Genomic DNA, 15,504 nt, shown 5'->3' with positions numbered 1-15,504 from the left:
GGTTTCAGCCCTTGTTGTCCATGGCGGAGCGCAGACCATCGGACAGGATGTTGAATGAGATGGAGGTGATGAAGATCATCGCCCCGGGCAGTGCCGCGACCCAGGGCTGCACGTAGATCGCGGTGCGCAGCGTGTTGAGCATCAGGCCCCACTCCGGCTCCGGCGGTTTCACGCCGAGCCCAAGGAAAGACAGGCCAGAGGCGAGGATCATGGAGACCGCGATCAGGCTGGTGGCGTAAACAAAAATCGGCCCCAGCACATTACCCAGAACATGCACCCGCACGATGGTGAAAGGGCCGGCACCCGAGGCCCTGGCCGCCTCCACATAGTCGCGGTTACGCACCTGCGTGGTCACGCTTTCGGCCACCCGCGCAATCTGCGGAATAAACACGATGGTCAGCGAAATCAGGGAGTTGACGATGCCCGCGCCCAGCACGCCGGACAGTGCAATGGCCAGCAACACTGACGGAAAGGCATAAAACACATCGATGGTGCGCATGATGGCGGTGTTGACGAATCCGCCTGCGTAGCCGGCCAGGATGCCGATCGTCGAGCCGACGGCAAAGGCACAGACCACGGGCGTGATACCGATGAAAAGCGAGAGCCGTGCGCCCACGATCAGGCGGGAAAGCATGTCGCGGCCGAGTTCGTCACTGCCCAGCGGCAGGCCTTCGGTGCCGATCGGCTTGAGCCGCTTGAGCATTGACGAGGCGTAGGGATCTGCCGGCGCGAGCCATGGGCCGAACACCGCCAGGCTGATCAGCAGCAGCACCACAAAAGCAGCGGCCATTGCGACCGGGTCGCGCGTGAAGCGCAGCATGGCCGAGGCCCAGTAGCCGCGAGAACGCTGCATGGGCAGCGGCTTCACATCGACGGCAGCAGTGGAGGCGCTGGATGCGCTGGAAGTGGCGGTCACGGTGCTCATGGTCATGCCCTGGCGATGCGGGGGTCCAGCAACGTTTGCAGCACATCGACCAGCAGGTTCAGCACCACGAAGAACAGCGCCAGCACCAGAATCGTCCCTTGCAGGAGCGGCAGGTCACGCTGGAAGATGGCGGAGTTCAGAAGAAAGCCGGTGCCCGGCCAGGAAAACACGGTCTCGATCAGGATGGAGCCGCCCAGCAGGTAACCCAGTTGCAGGCCCATCACGGCCAGCGCCGTGGGGGCGGCGTTTTTCACCATGTGGCGGAACACGCCGAAGTGCGTGAGGCCCTTGGCGCGCAGGCCGACGATGAATTCCTGGTCAAGAATGTCGGCCACCAGCGCACGCACCGTGCGCGCGATGATGCCCATCGGGATCACCGACATCGTGATCGCCGGCAGGACCAGGAACTGGATGTGCTCCCAGTCCCAGGCCCAGTCGCTCGATCCACCCGGGCCGGCGCCTGTGGCCGGCAACAGCATCAGCTGCGAGCTGAAGACGATCACCATCACCATGCCCAGCCAGTAGTGCGGCACACTCACGCCCAGCACCGACAGCATCGAGGCCAGCCGGTCGACCCAGGAGTTGCGGAAGTAGCCGGCCACAAAACCGAACAGGCAGCCCAGCACAAAGCCGATGAAAGTGGCCACCACCGCCAGGCGCAGCGTATTGCCGACCGCGGTCATGACCTCGCCGGCAACCGCACGGTTGCTCGCGATCGACACGCCCAGGTCGCCGTGCATGGCGCGCCATACCCACATCGCGAACTGCTCGGGCAGCGAGCGGTTAAAGCCATAGAGCTCGCGCAGTTGCGCCTGCAGGTCGGCCGATGCGTCCGGCGGCAGGATGGACACCAGCGGATCGCCAGGCGCGAGATGCACCAGAAGAAAACACACGAGTGCCACGCCGACCATGATCGGCAAGGCGTAGATAACACGACGCAGGAAGTAGGCAAGCATGGGCTGGCGTTGAAAGCTGGCTCGAATAAGGAACGAGAGAACGGGAAAGCGAAAAAACGAGGAAGCGAGAGCGATAAAAGAAGCCCTTCCTCAGCGGAGAATGGGCTTTTCCACCGTGATCAGTCCATCGTCATGGTGGCAATGTCGATGAACCAGCTCTTGGGCTGCACCACGTTCTTGATCCTGGCCGACAGCGCACGCGGACCGACGTCGTGCGCAATCCAGACAAAGGGGGCGTCGTCCACGATGTGGGCGTGCAGCTTGGCCAGCGCGGCGTCGCGCGACTTCTCGTCGAAGCTGGTACGCGCATCGGCCACCAGCTTGTCGATATCGGCGTTGCCGTAGTAGCCCCAGTTGTTGGACACCGGCGGGAAGGCCTTGGTGCTCACGAAACGCACCATGGCAAAGAACGGGTCCATCGCCGCGAAACTGATGTTGACCGCATTGGCGCCATTGGCCGACGGGTCTTTCGCGCCCTTGCGCCAGTTGGTGAACAGCGTGTTCCACTCGATCACGTCGAACTGCACGTCAAAAAAGCATTGCTTGAGCGACTGCTGCGCAAACTCGTTCATCGGCAGCGGCTGCATCTGGCCCGAGCCTGAGGCGGAAATCTGCACCTTGACCTTGAGCGGCTTGGCGGCCGAAAAACCCGCCTGCGTCATCAGCGCCTGGGCTGCCTTCACGTCGTACTTGATGTCGAACTTGGGGTTGCCCCACCATGGGTGTCCGGGCGCCACCGTGCCCTTGGGTTCGGCCATCATGCCGCCCAGCAGTTGCTTGATGCCCCCGCGATCCACGCAAAGGTTGGCCGCCTGGCGCACGCGCCTGTCGAGCCAGGGCGAGCCTTCGGCGAATGACAGCTGCCACGGCCACACGTGCGGCTGGGCGTTGGAATAGATCTTGAAGCCGCGCTGCGTGATCTGCGCCATCGCATCAGGTGCGGGAGCCTCGATCCAGTCGACCTGCCCGCCCAGCAGCGCCGCGGTGCGCGCATTGGCTTCGGGCATGGGCAGCATCACGACCTTGTCGATCCTGGGCACGCGTTTGGCGTCCCAGTAGGCCTTGTTGGCGGCCAGCTCAAGGCGCTCACGCGCCACGAAGCGCGTGACCTTGAAGGGGCCAGAGCCGGCCGGATCGGCGGCGAAAGCCGTCCAGGCCGCCTTGGCGCGGTCAGCGGGTACGGTGACGCCGGCCGGCACGGCCGCGAGCTTGGCGGACCAATGCGCCGGCGAGGCCATGAACAGATTCGTGAGGTTGATCGGCAGGAAGGAGTCGGCCTCGCTCGTGGTGAGTTCGACCGTCATGTCGTCGATCTTGCGGGCGGTGCGCAGGGTCGGCATGCGCGAAGCGGTCACACCGACCTGGCTGGGGTCGAACTGCGGGGCGTCCTTATCGAGCACCTTCTGCACGTTCCAGATCACGGCATCGGCATTAAAGGCTGAACCGTCGTGGAACTTGACGCCGGGGCGCAGCTTGAAGACCCACTTGGTCTTGTCCTTGGCATCCACGGCCCAGGAAGTGGCAAGCGCGGGAATCAGCACGCTCGGCGCGTCGGCCTTCGAGAGATCCCATTGGGTCAGCGAATCGTAAATCGGGATGCCGGTAAAACGGTTGCCTTCAAAGCCCTGGTCGGGCTGGCCCAAGGTGCGCGGAATGTCGGCCGCCGTCATGGCGATGCGCAGTACTTTTTCCTGTGCATGCAGGCCGGTGGCAGCCAGCGAGGCGGCGGCAAGCAGGGCCATGGACACCGGCGCGCGCAGCCAGATCAGAGACAGACGGGACCCGATAACTTTCATGGAGCACTCCTGTAAATAAGGATATGCCCGCAAGGAATATGCCAATGGTTTCAGCGCCGATGCTTGCAAGGTGAGCTCCGCCGCAGTGCATGCGTCACTGCCTTGGTGCATCGCTTCAAAATCTCGCGAACCGTCTCGCGTGGCATGGCATTCGTGGGGGGACGGCAACTGTTTGTAAACTGTTCCCGTCCAGAGCAAGGGAACCCGTCCGGGTCCGCACTGCTTTTGGTGGTTCTTTCCCCTCACCCCTTTCACCGGCTTTTTCTTCCATGCTTCTCAAAGACCTCCCAGAGGACGCCCGCCCCCGCGAAAAACTGCTGGCCCGCGGCCCCGGCGCGCTCAGCGATGCCGAGCTGCTGGCCCTGCTGCTGCGCACCGGCCTGCCCGGCAAGAATGCGCTGCAGATGGGGCAGGAGCTGGTCGACACCTTTGGCGGCGTGGCCGGGCTGCTGCACACCGGCCCCGAAGCGCTCAAAAGCATCAAGGGTCTGGGCCCGGCCAAACGCGCCGAACTGGTCGCGGTGCTGGAACTTTCCCGGCGGGCGCTTGCCGAAAAGCTCCGTGAAAAAACGCTCTTTGACACGCCGCAGGCCGTGCGCGACTATTTGCAGCTGCAGCTGGGCAGCCGGCCGCACGAGATTTTTGCGGTGCTGTTCCTCGACAGCCAGCACCGGCTGATCGTTCTCGAAGAGCTGTTTCGCGGAACGCTGACACAAACGTCCGTCTACCCGCGCGAGGTAGTGGTGCGCGCCCTGGCGCTCAACGCCGCCAGTGTGGTGCTGGCCCACAACCACCCCAGCGGCACCGCCAGACCTTCACGCGCCGACGAGGCGCTGACGCAAACGCTCAAGTCAGCCCTCGCGCTGGTCGATGTGCGTGTGCTGGACCATTTTGTGGTGACAAGTTCCCAGGCAGTGTCGATGGCCGAGCTGGGCTTGCTGTAGAAGTCGGAACGCTTTCTAGATTGCCTCTTTTTTTACAATTTCCGGATTGATGGAGAGAAAGGGGTTGGACTTCCCGAATGCCTTCACAGCGGCATCGATTTCGGGTTGCCCGAACGCGGACAGGCCCTCCGATTTGGGGTCGAGATAAAACAGCATCGCCAAGGCCCGCCTGCGCTCGGCAGGGTTCCTCGTCAACCTGGCTTCCAGTGCATAAGCCCAGGATTGCCAGGGTTCGAACTTCTGGCTCTTCTGGGCCCACTCCAGCGTCAAGGCCCTGATCTTGCTGCTGCCGGTCATTTCCGCCACCAGTTCGGAAATCTCTCCAAAGGTGTACTGCGTCAGCAAGGCCCTTTTCTCAGTGTGCGGCCGCAGTTGCCGCGCGCGTTGAAGGAATTGCAGTGCTTCTTCGTTTTTGCCGGATGCTGCGGCAAGAATCGCCATGGTCAGCTGGTAGTCAAAGTCTTGCCTGGAGGCCTTGGTGCCGCTTACCATCTTCTCAATAATTGAGGTGTCTCCCGCCTTGACAGCCGCATAAGCGTAGTAAGGAAAATAGCAGGTCAACGTTGAATTGACCTGGTAATCGGTCAGGTCGTAAAACGTTGCCGACTCGGAGAAGATTGCCTTCGCACCGGCAAAGTCCTTGAGTTTGATGGCCCGGTAAGCTTCCACAAAATACGCATGCATGGATTTCACATGCTGTTTCACAGGAGCTTTCTGCGCGACCGGATGTCCTTCCCAAATCGGATTGGGGTGTCCGGGCACTTTCCATCGCTGCAGATCCAGTGCGTCTACCGCCTGAGACAAGCTGCTGGAAGGCGTGCGGTCCGTGGTTGCAAAACGCACAAGGTGAACGGTTGCGGCGATCGTACCCTCCACTGTGCCCCCGAATTTCCCCTGTTGCGCCCAACTCACGACCTCCGCTTCAGGCAGACCGGAGATGTGATGCCCGACCAGCGCGGACTCCCAAATGTGAGGAGCGCGGCTTTGTTTCGCCAGCATTTCAAAACCGGCCCAGGCCTCCCTGGAATGGCCACTTGCGTGAAGAAGCCCCAGATAGTCCCGGTGGGCATACGACTCCTGGTAACGCTGGGCACGCCGCAAGGTGCTGGCCATCGCCCCCTGCAGATCGCCGGCAAGAAGCTTCAGACGCGTATCGCTCGTGATTTCGCCGGACGATCCCGATCCCTGAGAGACGGCGATTTGATAGAACGGCCTGGCAAGGTCGAAATAACCCGCCCAGTAAAAATACGACCCTGCCTCGAAAGCAAGGTTTGCGGTCGCAACCCGGCCGTCTTCGGACCCTTTCTTGAAGCCCTCGTAAGAATGAAACATCTTGGCGGCAGCTTTGACGTCACCCGCCGCGAACAGCATCCATGCCAAATCGCTATAGGAAGTCCACCGCGTGGGTGCAAGCTTGAGGTTGTCGCGATAGTAAGCCTGCGCTTTCGCGGTGTCCCCCTGCCTCCTGGCCTCGGCGCCGAGGATGCTATTGAGTTGCGGGGAGCCGACGAAACGCCCGTTGATTGACGCTAAAAGATCGGTGTCCCGCCCCTGGTCGGGGAAAAAATGACGGTACGTCCCGTGCAGCTCCGTGAAGGTTCCGATTTCCCAAGTGGCACTCTTCAAAGCGGCAATTTCGTTTTCAATACTTATCTCCAATTTACCGCCGTCTGCCCAGGTCCAGTAATAAGGACGGAATGGCACATCGGCATAGTAAAGATTGTTATAAGGTCCGTAGTACTGACCGCCGTCAGCATTGAAATGATTCAAGGCCCGTAATGCGGTGAGCGACTGGCCTTGCTCCCAGTAGGCTGCATCGAACGCGTTTTGGTGCGCGGCCTTGACCAACTGCTCTCTTTCGGCTCCAGTGGACTTTCCGGCGAGCTTCGCCTCCGCTCTTGAGCGCTCATACGCGTAGGACGGGTAACCCTTGTAGATTGCGTCAATGCTGTTCGCAAAGATCAGGGCCTTGTTCGGAATGCCCTGGACGTTGGACAGGAAATTGATGCGGTTCATCAGGTTGTCATGGCCAATACTCTCGAGCAAGTCCAGATAGTCAAACGGGCCCGGCTTGCCGGGTGCGGGCCCGCAGCACAAACTGGCCGCATTGGCCTCGATGAACTTGCGGCCGTGATGAAACACCGACAGATCCACCATGGTCTGAACCTTGTCGGGGTCAGCAAGTGGCAATGCCGCGCGTGCCATGTCCGCCATTGCATACCCCTTGACCGGCAACTCATAGTCAAGAAGCATTTTCAGGGAAGCATTCTCGTTCTGAACCCACGGTTCTGTTTCTACAAAAACCCGCGTCACGATGAACGGCCATATCGTTCCGGGCAGCTTCAACGCTGCCACTTCGGCGCCTGCCTTTTTGGTTGTCATCGTGCCGTAGGCGGTAGCGATCCTGTTCTCATCGATCTTTTGCAGCAAGCGTTTTAAGGGATTCTTTTCAAGCGCCGCCATTGCACGCACGTCCAGGATATTTCCGTTCAGGGCGGCAAGCAATTCTTTTTCCTCGACGGTCTGCACATCGCCCAGTGCCTTGATGGCAGCCATGCGCAGACCCAGTGCCATGTAGGTCCTCGCCCTGAGCGCCCGGTAGTCGGGTGATTGCGGCGACAGGCCCAAAAGCGCCAGATGCGCCTTTTCAGCAAATATCTCTTTCGTTCTTTCGTTGGTTGTGGGCGCCAGTGCGCTGTACACCAGGAAAGCGTATGCATCCTGCGCCGGGTTGCCAGACGGTGCCACCAAGCCGAACGGAGATGCCGGCAGCGCTTCCAGTTCCAGGCTGCTGACTGTCTTTTCATAAAGAGGCGAGGAAGGGTTGGCGCCTGCCGCCTTGAGGATTTCCGGCAACACGGATTCGTAGGCCTCGACGGCCGGAATTTCATCCCCAAAAGGGATATTTTCAAATTTTTTGGTTTCCACCGGAGCAGCCCAAACAGCGCCATTGCGCGCAGTGCCCGTGTAGTCCTGGGTCCGGATGGCGATCGCCATTTTTCCTTTCCGGTCGTGCCCGGCGTAACCCCAGACAATGCGCTTTGCCCCCACGGCATCGGCAAGCTTGTAGATTTCCTCCTGCTTGAGGTGGCGCTGCCCCTCACCAAGTGCTTTTGCCACCAGATAGGGGTCGGGAATTTTCACTTTCTGCGATTGGGCGACGCCCGCAGCGAGTTCCGCAGTCATGATGGACCGGCTTGCCCTGTCGACACCCCAGCCCCAAACCTGGAACGGTACAACCAGCACATCAAACTTTCCGCCAGACAACACCTGACCGTAGAAAAGCTTTTCCTTGCCCTGCCAATCGGAAGCCTGCGGTGAATAGCGCGGCGGCAGGAAGCGGGCCATTGCAGTATCTTCAAAAGACCGTTCCATCGCGATCTTGTTCTGGATGTCCGCTCGAGCCTTTGCCGCAGAGGCCTCCCGTTTCGCCCTCTCCTCCTCCGCGGCGGCCTCGGTGCGAAATGCCTGAACCTTACTGACAGCCAATACACCACTGCAGAGCAACAGAACTCCGCAAAGCACGGCGGTAGACCGTTTCATTTTTCTCTCCCTCAATTCAAAATCCGGATCTGGCAGAACGTGCGTCGATGACCTGATACCGCTCAGCAAGTTAGCGGAACATCGTAACGTAGCCATCGCCAGATCCGCCGCTGAATGACCCGACGCGTGGTTTATCTACATCGGTGAGTACTGAAGCACTACGATAAAGTAAGCATCATGAAAGCGCCCGCACTCAAAAGCCTGCAGGACCTCAAGGCCGTCAAGCGGGACATCGAAGCCCGCGCGAAGCTTGAGAAAGAACAGGAAGCCGCGCGCGTGGCAGCAGCCGCCAGGGCCAAAGCCGAGAAAGAACTCTTCTCGCGCGCGGTCGGCCCCGTCAAGGCCCTGCCGGCCAAACACCTGCCGGGCCACAAGGCGGCGTTGCCGGTGGCGCAGGCAGCGCCCATCCCGGTGCAGCAGCAACGCGATGAACTTGCGGTGATGCGAGAAGCGATCTCGGACGAGTTCGACGTGGAAACACTGCTGGACACGGATGAAGCGCTGAGCTTTCGGCGGCCCGGCATGGGGCCTGACGTGGTGCGCAAGCTGCGCCGCGGCGGCTGGAGCATCCAGGGCCAGCTTGACCTGCATGGCCTGCGCCGCGAGGATGCGCGTGAAGCGCTGGCTCACTTCATCAGGGACGCACACAAGGTCGGCTGGCGCTGTGTGCGCGTGGTGCACGGCAAGGGCCTGGGGTCTCCCGGCAAGACGCCGGTGCTCAAAGGCAAGGTGCAAAGCTGGCTGATCCAGAAGCAGGAGGTGCTGGCATTTGTGCAGGCGCGGCCGGCCGAGGGCGGCGCCGGGGCGCTGGTGGTGTTGCTTGAAGCTGGCTAGGCACACCCCTGTCGGCGCTCACTGCGTGTAGCGCCATCTCCCCTTGAAAGACTGAGTACACCCCTATCGACACTCACTACGTGTAGTGCCTTTTCCCCTTGCAGGGGACGGCGCCTGCGGTCCGGCAAAGCCGGTCCCGCGGCACCTGCTGGACAGATTCCGCAGGCATCCCAAGCGCTATCAATTCAATAGCTGCTCGCGCATGATGTGATTGGGTGGGAGGCGTATTTGATGCCTGAAATCCACCCTAAAAGGCCTCGAGGGGCTGCTTTTTTTACTTGGCGGACACCAAAAACCCGGTTTGACGCCGCGAAAAGGCACTTTTTACAAACAAAAAGTGTCTGTATCCGAATCAGGATCTGCGCGAGCAGCTATATTTTTGATAGCAAGTCAGATACTCGAACCAGTCCCGGTTCAGCCGCCAGCCGTTCAAAGCCCGAACCCCGCTCGTCCAGCCGCGGCGCATTCATAACCGTGCCTGAACACAAGCTCATACATCGGCAGCGGCACTTTCTTCAGTGAGGTGGGGTAGGCAGCGGCCGCCCTGACGCTGTTTGCGTCCAGCCATTCGCCGGCCGGGCAGTCGGCGCCGGCGCGTTCGGCGACCTCCCGGGCGGTAGCGCCTATGCGCAGGTAGGCGGCGCGACCCGGCTCGCGCGCGGCGTAGGCCATGAGCCCCCTGGCGCGCAGCGCGCGGACCTGGTCGGACATGATGTCGGCCACGTGCTTGAGACGAAAGATGCTGAGGGGGCCCATCGCAAAACCCACCGGCAAGGGCGCGCCTGCGTCAGACGCGATGATCACGCCGTCGATTTTGGGCTTGGGGCCAAAGCCGGCGTCAAAGAACGGCTCCAGCCCGAGGTTGTCGTACACACCGCCGTCGTAGAGGTGGATGCGGGCAAAGCGGTCTTCGGCCGGCCGGGCGTCTTCGCCGGAGGCGAACATCGGCAGCTTCCAGTCAAAGCTGTCGGTCGGCAGGACATAAGGGCCGATCAAGCCCGGAAAAGCCGCCGACACGGCCATCGCGTCACGCAGCGGCAATTTCTTCAGGCGCGTGGAGCCCAGCATCCAGTCGCGCAGCGCGTCGCCTTCGATGCTGGCGCGTTTGCCGGTTTCAGCGGTGGTAGCGTTCACCACCCAGGTCGGCGAAGCAGGAATATCTTCCATCAATGCGTTGATGCCCCATGTGCTGCCGATGGCCGATGCCAGCACGTTGGCACGCGACAGCGCAAAGCGCCAGTTGCGCGGGTGCAGCATGGCGCGCATGGCGGCGTTCTGCAGGTCTGTGGTGGTCAGCAGTGTTTTCACGCGCGGCAGCAGCACCTCCAGGCATTCATTGCTGCCGGGCCAGCGCATCGCGTTGAGCTGCAGCAAGAGGCCCACCAGCAGGCTGCCGCCCGAAACAGTAGATACCTTGCTGACCCGCTCCAGCGCCTGGTGTTCCGCCAGGAAGCTCAGCACGCCGCAGTGAAACACCATGGCGCGCGTGCCGCCGCCCGAAAGGGCCAGGTAGACCGGCTTCATGCCGCAGCCTTGCAGCGCACATATAGAGGAAGCGGGCGATGCGCAGTGATCGCTGTGGAGAAGCCGTGTTGCATGTTATTTGCCGTGGATGGGTAGCAGGCCCCGATTCTCCTATGCCTGCCGCCTCAAGTCCTGCGGCGAGTCCAAGTCGGCCCGCTGGTGCCAGCTTTTGCCGACCTTGACCGGGAGCGGCAGTCACCAAGATATCAGAGGGGACCGGTGCAGCCAGTCATTCGCCTGCACCTGGTCCAGGACGAAGTCCGCGACGTCCTGTCTCGCAATGGTTCCTCCGTGAAAACCGGACAAGTCTGTCAGGGTACGGATCTTGCGCCGCGCTGGCTTGTCGTTCAGCACGGAAGGGCGCACCAGAACCCAGTCCAGCCCGCTGGCGCGGACGGCAGCCTCCTGCCGATTCTTGTCGGCGTAGACCTTGCGCAACAGAACGGGATGGATCAGCCGGTCGAACAGGAACCCGCCATGGCCGGCGCTGTCGCCCGCGCCCATGCCAGTGATGCACACAAGGCGCGAGACCTGCTCCGCTTTCATGGCGCTCACGAGCGCCCGCGTCGCCGAGGAGAGAACGGTCACCTCGCGCAGCGGGCTGACCGGTGTGCCCAGGGCGCTCACGACGGCATCGCGACCTCGCAGGGCCTCACGCAGCGCACTTTCGTCAAGGGCATCGCCGATGATGATCTCGGCGCCCTTGAGACCGCTCGCCTTCTGCGGGGAGCGCACGAGCGCGCGAACGTCGAATCCCCGTGCAAGCGCTTCCCTGACGATCAGCCGGCCCGTGCCGCCGGTGGCGCCAAGAACCAGAATCTTCGGGCGAGCAAGCGAGATGCCGGCAGTGTTCAGTGTGTTCATGGTCCGGCCTTTAAAGTTCGCCCTGCGCGAGCAGTTCACGGGTGCGCTTGAGCGTCGAGACGAGCGCGCTTTTGTAGCCTTGCTCGCCGTCCATCCAGGCTTGCTCGGCCTGCTCTTCGGGGCCGCCCGGCGTCTTGCCGCGCAGGCCGAGATAACCGTAGAAGCGCAGCTGGAGCTCTCCGGATTCGTCTTCGAACAACTCGTTGACGACCGCGCCTTCGCGCGGGCCGGTGGCCTGGAAGAAGGTCACCTTGCTTTCGGGCTCGAAGGCAATGATCTCGCGCAGGTCGGCTCCGGCGATGGTGGCTTCGCGGACGATGTGCGTCGCGCTTTCCTCGACGACTTCGCAGCGCGTGCAAAGATCTGGCGGCAGGAAGCGGCGCGCGTCCCGCGCCTTGAGAACCAGGCCGGCCCATGCCTGGGCACGCGTGAGCTTCACTTCGCCTTGCGGATTGACGGGCACTGTAGCGGTTGAATAAATCATGGTGGTATTCCTTTGGTGTGGCTTGCTATACCGCCGGCTCTTATGCCGATGCGGATGCGGCGATTTCGGTAGCGAACTCGCGGTAGGACCGCAGCGGGCGCCCGAGGAGCGTCGTCAGGCGCTTGACGTCACCCGATTCGGGAACCATCCCCACCGTGAGGAAACGCTCGCTCATGAGGCGCATGTCGTACGCCATCCAGGGCGGCATGAAATTCAGCAGGTTCTTCTCAAAGCCGGCGGTGTCGTCTCCGCCATAGGTGATCGGGCGGTCCAGCACAGTTGACCAGATGGCGGCGACATCATCGCCTGTCAGCGTGTCGGGGCCGACGAGGTTGATGCGCTCCAGCGGAAGCGGTTTCGACGCCTGCTCGCGGCGCAGCAGCTCGATCGCCGCGATCTCGCCGATGTCCCGCGCGTCGATCATGGCCAGGCCCTTGCTGCCGATGGGCATGGGATAGACGCCGTAACCGGTGACCACGTCCTTGACGGTGAGGTCGTTGTTCATGAAGTAGGCGGGGCGCAGGATGGTGGCGGCGAAACCCATCTCTTCGAGCATCCGCTCGACACCGAATTTGCCCGCGAAGTGGGGAACGTTCAGGTAGCGGTCGCTGTGGATCACGGAGAGATAGACGACGCGCTCGACGCCGGCTTCACGCGCCAGATTGAGCGTGAGCAGGGCCTGGGTGAACTCGTCGGGGACCACGGCGTTGAGCAGGAACAGGGTGGACACGCCTGTGAACGCGCTCCGCAGTGCCGCCACGTCGAGCAGGTCGCCTGGAACGACTTCGACGCCGGCCGGGAAGTTCGCCTTTGCCGGATCGCGGACCAGTGCGCGCACTTTGGCGCCACGCTGGACGAGCTGCTGGATAACCTGGCGGCCGACGTTGCCAGTTGCGCCAGTAATGAGGATGGTCATGAAATTACTCCGTTGTGTGTTGAAGGAGCCTCAATCTTGGTTGATCCACTCAGTATCCGATAGCCGTTATATTTAGACACTTCGTCTCACTGGTGGAACATATGGACTTGCTTGCCCTTGCAGACTTCAACCTCGTGGCCCGGCATGGCGGCTTTGGGCGGGCCGCCCGCGAATCCGGGCGGCCCAAGGCGACCCTGTCACGGCGGGTGGCCGACCTAGAGAGCGGCCTCAACCTGCGTCTCTTCGAGCGGGGGGCGCGGACCCTCAAGCTCACCGAGGAGGGCCGCTCACTGTACGAAAGGACCTCTGTTTTGCTGGCCGAACTCGACGAGACGGTCGCCACGATCACCTCCGGCGGTGAGACGCCGCGAGGCACATTGAGGGTAAGTGCGCCACTTCTCTTCTCGCAAGCCGCCATGGGCAAGCTCGCCGCCCGGTTCGCGCTGAAGCATCGCGAGGTCCGGCTCGAAGTCATCCCTGAAGATCGCCCGGTCGATATGGTGGAAGAGGGCTACGACCTGGTGATCCGCGTCAACCCCGACCCGGACGAAAACCTGGTGGGGCGGATTTTCTTGCGGGACCGCCTGGTTGTGGTGGCCAGCCCTGACCTGAACCGCCCATCAGGCAAGGCGCCTGTTCCCGTCGTGATGCGGGCAGGCGGGGCAGGAAACCCGAATGAACCCTGGGAAATGACGGGGCCAGACGGTGAACAACGGTTTGCGGTGGACCCCGTCCTGCGCCTGTCATCGCTGTTCATGGTCCGCGACGCAGTCCGGGCAAATGTCGGGGCGGCGCGTATTCCCCTTTCGCTGATCTCCCACGATCTCGCAGCCGGAACCCTGGTCCATTGGGGCGACGTGAAAGGGCCTGAGATTGCCCTCTGGGCGCTCTATCCATCACGCCGCCTGCTGAGCGCCCGCGTATCCGCTTTCCTGGACTGCCTGAAGGACGCCTTTCCCAACGGATCACCGGAGGAGTTGGCGGACTACATCGGAATGTGAGCGCCGCATCAATGTCCGGTGCCTGATGTCGGGCGAGCCGAACAGCTCGCTCACGGCGGCCGGCGCGAACGGCCGCCATGGATGTGAACGAATGCTCATTTCCGTTGGCCTCAGGCCACTGGCGCGTGGAATATGGCGCCGACCTCTTCTTTAGTTGCCAGGGGCATCCGCGCAATGCGTCACATCTCGTTAGAGTCGCCTTACTAAAAACAAAGAGGAGTTGTCTGGATGAATGCGCTGCACAGGAAAAAACTTGGCATTGAAGATGGCCACCGGATCGTCCAGAGGGACATCAAGGTGGAAGCCAGTGAAACCCACGTGACGTCGGTGTACTGGTATGACGAAATTGACGGGCAGGGAGATTTTGTGCGCGGCCATGTGCTCAGGGAAACCAACTTCATCCAGAAAGACAGGCAACCCGAACCCGCCAAGGCAGCAGAAGCCCCGCGCAATCGCGGTGAGGATCATCCGGATGATTTGTCGGCCAACTCGCTACGGGCGCACATTCGTGAGCGCATGTGGCTTCACAACGTGCTGCCTCACGGCCGGCGCCGATACGCTATCTAGCGGGATCAATACCGGCCACATCCCTTTGCAGTCGGGCGCTAGCAGCTATATTTTTGATAGCATTCAGTGACCCAGCATTGCACCGGGGCGCTGCATCATCACTCGCCCCTGTTGCGCATCCAGTCGGCCGTCTGGAAAAACGACGCATTGAGCCGCGTGCGCAGCGCTTCATCAACACCGGTTTCACGCATGGCCTGGTCCATGCACGCCAGCCACTGGTCACGCTCGGCAATGCCGATCGAGCCGCCGCCGGTTTGCTGCGGCATGTGGCGCATGCGCAGGCGCGGGTGGCCGAAGCGGTCGGTGTAGTACTGCGGCCCGCCCAGCCAGCCGCATAAAAACCAGAAGAGGCGCTGGCGGGCGTTGTCCAGGGTGCTGCCGTGCGCGGCGCGCAGGGCTGTGTAGCCGGGCTCCAGGTCCATCAGGTCGTAGAAGCGCTCGACCAATGCCTTGACGCGCTCTTCGCCGCCTATCCAGGCGTAGGGAGTTTCGAAGGGAGGGTTTCCTGGGGGCTTTTCTTCTATCTGCATCTTTGGATTATCGAATGTTGGGGTTTGGGGTTGGTTGAGAGGGGTCATTGGCCGGTTCTCGCTCCGGCTATGCGTCTTCTTCTGAGAGCTGCTGGCCGGGGGTAGCCCGGCGGCTACTCACTTTTCTTTTGCTTCGCCAAAAGAAAAGGCGACCCTGCTGTCTGCGTCCCTGCGCTTCGCTTCGGGCAACCTGCGGTGCTCGGTTCAGGCGGGGTCTCGCTCGAACTCGCCTTCGGCTCAGACAATCGCGATCCCTGATCCGCCTGAACCTGTGCTCCTCGGCGCAGACAGAAGGGATGGGGAGAGGGAATACCCAACAGCCGAAGACAGGAATCCGAATGCCTGAAGAAACAAGGACTCGCCGTGGCGAGTCCTTGTTGGTATTTGTGTTGGTTTTGTATTTTTGTCCCCGCTCCCGATTGGCCCTTGTGGATGCGCCGAGGAGCGGAGGTTCAGACGGATCAGGGCAAAAACTTGTTTGAGCCGAAGGCGAGTTGTTTTTGACCCCGGCTGGACCGAGCACCGCAGGTTGCCCGTAGCGAAGCGCAGGGACGCAGGAACCAGGGTCGCCTTTTCTTTGCTTACTTTCTTTTGGCGAAGCAAAAGAAAGTGAGTTGCAT

At 61.7% G+C, this 15,504-nt stretch carries 13 protein-coding genes; 4 read left to right on the top strand and 9 right to left on the bottom strand.

Translation table 11 applies throughout. The features are described 5' to 3' along the window. Window positions 1–4: 4 nt before the first annotated feature. The 3 genes from AC1DVV_RS00065 to AC1DVV_RS00055 form a co-directional block, all read right to left on the bottom strand. The gene (locus AC1DVV_RS00065) at window positions 5–925 is read right to left on the bottom strand and encodes an ABC transporter permease (protein ID WP_477702585.1); all 921 of its coding nucleotides are present in this window, start codon (window positions 923–925) and stop codon (window positions 5–7) included. Between the two features lie 2 nt (window positions 926–927). Further along, the gene (locus tag AC1DVV_RS00060; protein WP_457279581.1) at window positions 928–1,881 is read right to left on the bottom strand and encodes an ABC transporter permease; all 954 of its coding nucleotides are present in this window, start codon (window positions 1,879–1,881) and stop codon (window positions 928–930) included. A 119-nt stretch (window positions 1,882–2,000) separates the two neighbouring features. Further along, a complete protein-coding gene (locus AC1DVV_RS00055) occupies window positions 2,001–3,623 on the bottom strand; it encodes an ABC transporter substrate-binding protein (protein WP_477702592.1) in 1,623 nt (540 codons plus the stop codon). 323 nt (window positions 3,624–3,946) lie between these two features. Here AC1DVV_RS00055 and radC point away from each other — a divergent pair, with 323 nt between their 5' ends. Next, the gene (radC, locus tag AC1DVV_RS00050) at window positions 3,947–4,621 is read left to right on the top strand and encodes a RadC family protein (protein ID WP_477666118.1); all 675 of its coding nucleotides are present in this window, start codon (window positions 3,947–3,949) and stop codon (window positions 4,619–4,621) included. 15 nt (window positions 4,622–4,636) lie between these two features. Here the strand turns inward: radC and AC1DVV_RS00045 are convergent, their stop codons facing one another. Beyond that, entirely contained in the window at window positions 4,637–8,164 is a 3,528-nt protein-coding gene (locus AC1DVV_RS00045; protein ID WP_477666117.1) for a tetratricopeptide repeat protein, read from the bottom strand. Window positions 8,165–8,341: 177 nt separating this feature from the next. Here AC1DVV_RS00045 and AC1DVV_RS00040 point away from each other — a divergent pair, with 177 nt between their 5' ends. Beyond that, window positions 8,342–8,998 (top strand): Smr/MutS family protein, encoded by a 657-nt coding sequence (locus tag AC1DVV_RS00040; protein WP_477702586.1) that lies wholly within the window; start codon window positions 8,342–8,344, stop codon window positions 8,996–8,998. Window positions 8,999–9,427: 429 nt separating this feature from the next. On the opposite strand, the gene AC1DVV_RS00035 is transcribed toward AC1DVV_RS00040, so the two are convergent. The 4 genes from AC1DVV_RS00035 to AC1DVV_RS00020 all read right to left on the bottom strand — a co-directional run bounded on the left by AC1DVV_RS00035 (window position 9,428) and on the right by AC1DVV_RS00020 (window position 12,786). Then, the gene (locus AC1DVV_RS00035) at window positions 9,428–10,522 is read right to left on the bottom strand and encodes a patatin-like phospholipase family protein (RefSeq protein WP_477702587.1); all 1,095 of its coding nucleotides are present in this window, start codon (window positions 10,520–10,522) and stop codon (window positions 9,428–9,430) included. A gap of 195 nt (window positions 10,523–10,717) precedes the next feature. Next, window positions 10,718–11,386 (bottom strand): NAD(P)-dependent oxidoreductase, encoded by a 669-nt coding sequence (locus AC1DVV_RS00030; RefSeq protein ID WP_477702588.1) that lies wholly within the window; start codon window positions 11,384–11,386, stop codon window positions 10,718–10,720. A 10-nt stretch (window positions 11,387–11,396) separates the two neighbouring features. Beyond that, window positions 11,397–11,870 (bottom strand): AtaL-like protein, encoded by a 474-nt coding sequence (locus tag AC1DVV_RS00025; protein ID WP_457279587.1) that lies wholly within the window; start codon window positions 11,868–11,870, stop codon window positions 11,397–11,399. 40 nt (window positions 11,871–11,910) lie between these two features. Beyond that, window positions 11,911–12,786, bottom strand: a complete 876-nt coding sequence (locus AC1DVV_RS00020) for an SDR family oxidoreductase (RefSeq protein WP_477702589.1) — start codon at window positions 12,784–12,786, stop codon at window positions 11,911–11,913. A gap of 101 nt (window positions 12,787–12,887) precedes the next feature. Here AC1DVV_RS00020 and AC1DVV_RS00015 point away from each other — a divergent pair, with 101 nt between their 5' ends. Together AC1DVV_RS00015 and AC1DVV_RS00010 are read left to right on the top strand one after the other, a co-directional pair. Further along, a complete protein-coding gene (locus AC1DVV_RS00015) occupies window positions 12,888–13,787 on the top strand; it encodes a LysR family transcriptional regulator (RefSeq protein WP_477702590.1) in 900 nt (299 codons plus the stop codon). A 228-nt stretch (window positions 13,788–14,015) separates the two neighbouring features. Further along, the gene (locus tag AC1DVV_RS00010; RefSeq protein ID WP_477669767.1) at window positions 14,016–14,354 is read left to right on the top strand and encodes a hypothetical protein; all 339 of its coding nucleotides are present in this window, start codon (window positions 14,016–14,018) and stop codon (window positions 14,352–14,354) included. A gap of 98 nt (window positions 14,355–14,452) precedes the next feature. Here AC1DVV_RS00010 and AC1DVV_RS00005 read toward each other — a convergent pair whose 3' ends face one another. Next, window positions 14,453–14,884 (bottom strand): group II truncated hemoglobin, encoded by a 432-nt coding sequence (locus tag AC1DVV_RS00005; RefSeq protein ID WP_477666112.1) that lies wholly within the window; start codon window positions 14,882–14,884, stop codon window positions 14,453–14,455. Between the last annotated feature and the right edge of the window lie 620 nt (window positions 14,885–15,504).

The organism is Polaromonas sp. P3_B4 (assembly GCF_056402835.1).
Note: the sequence above shows the minus strand (reverse complement) of the source record. Positions and strands in the feature narration are given on the sequence as shown.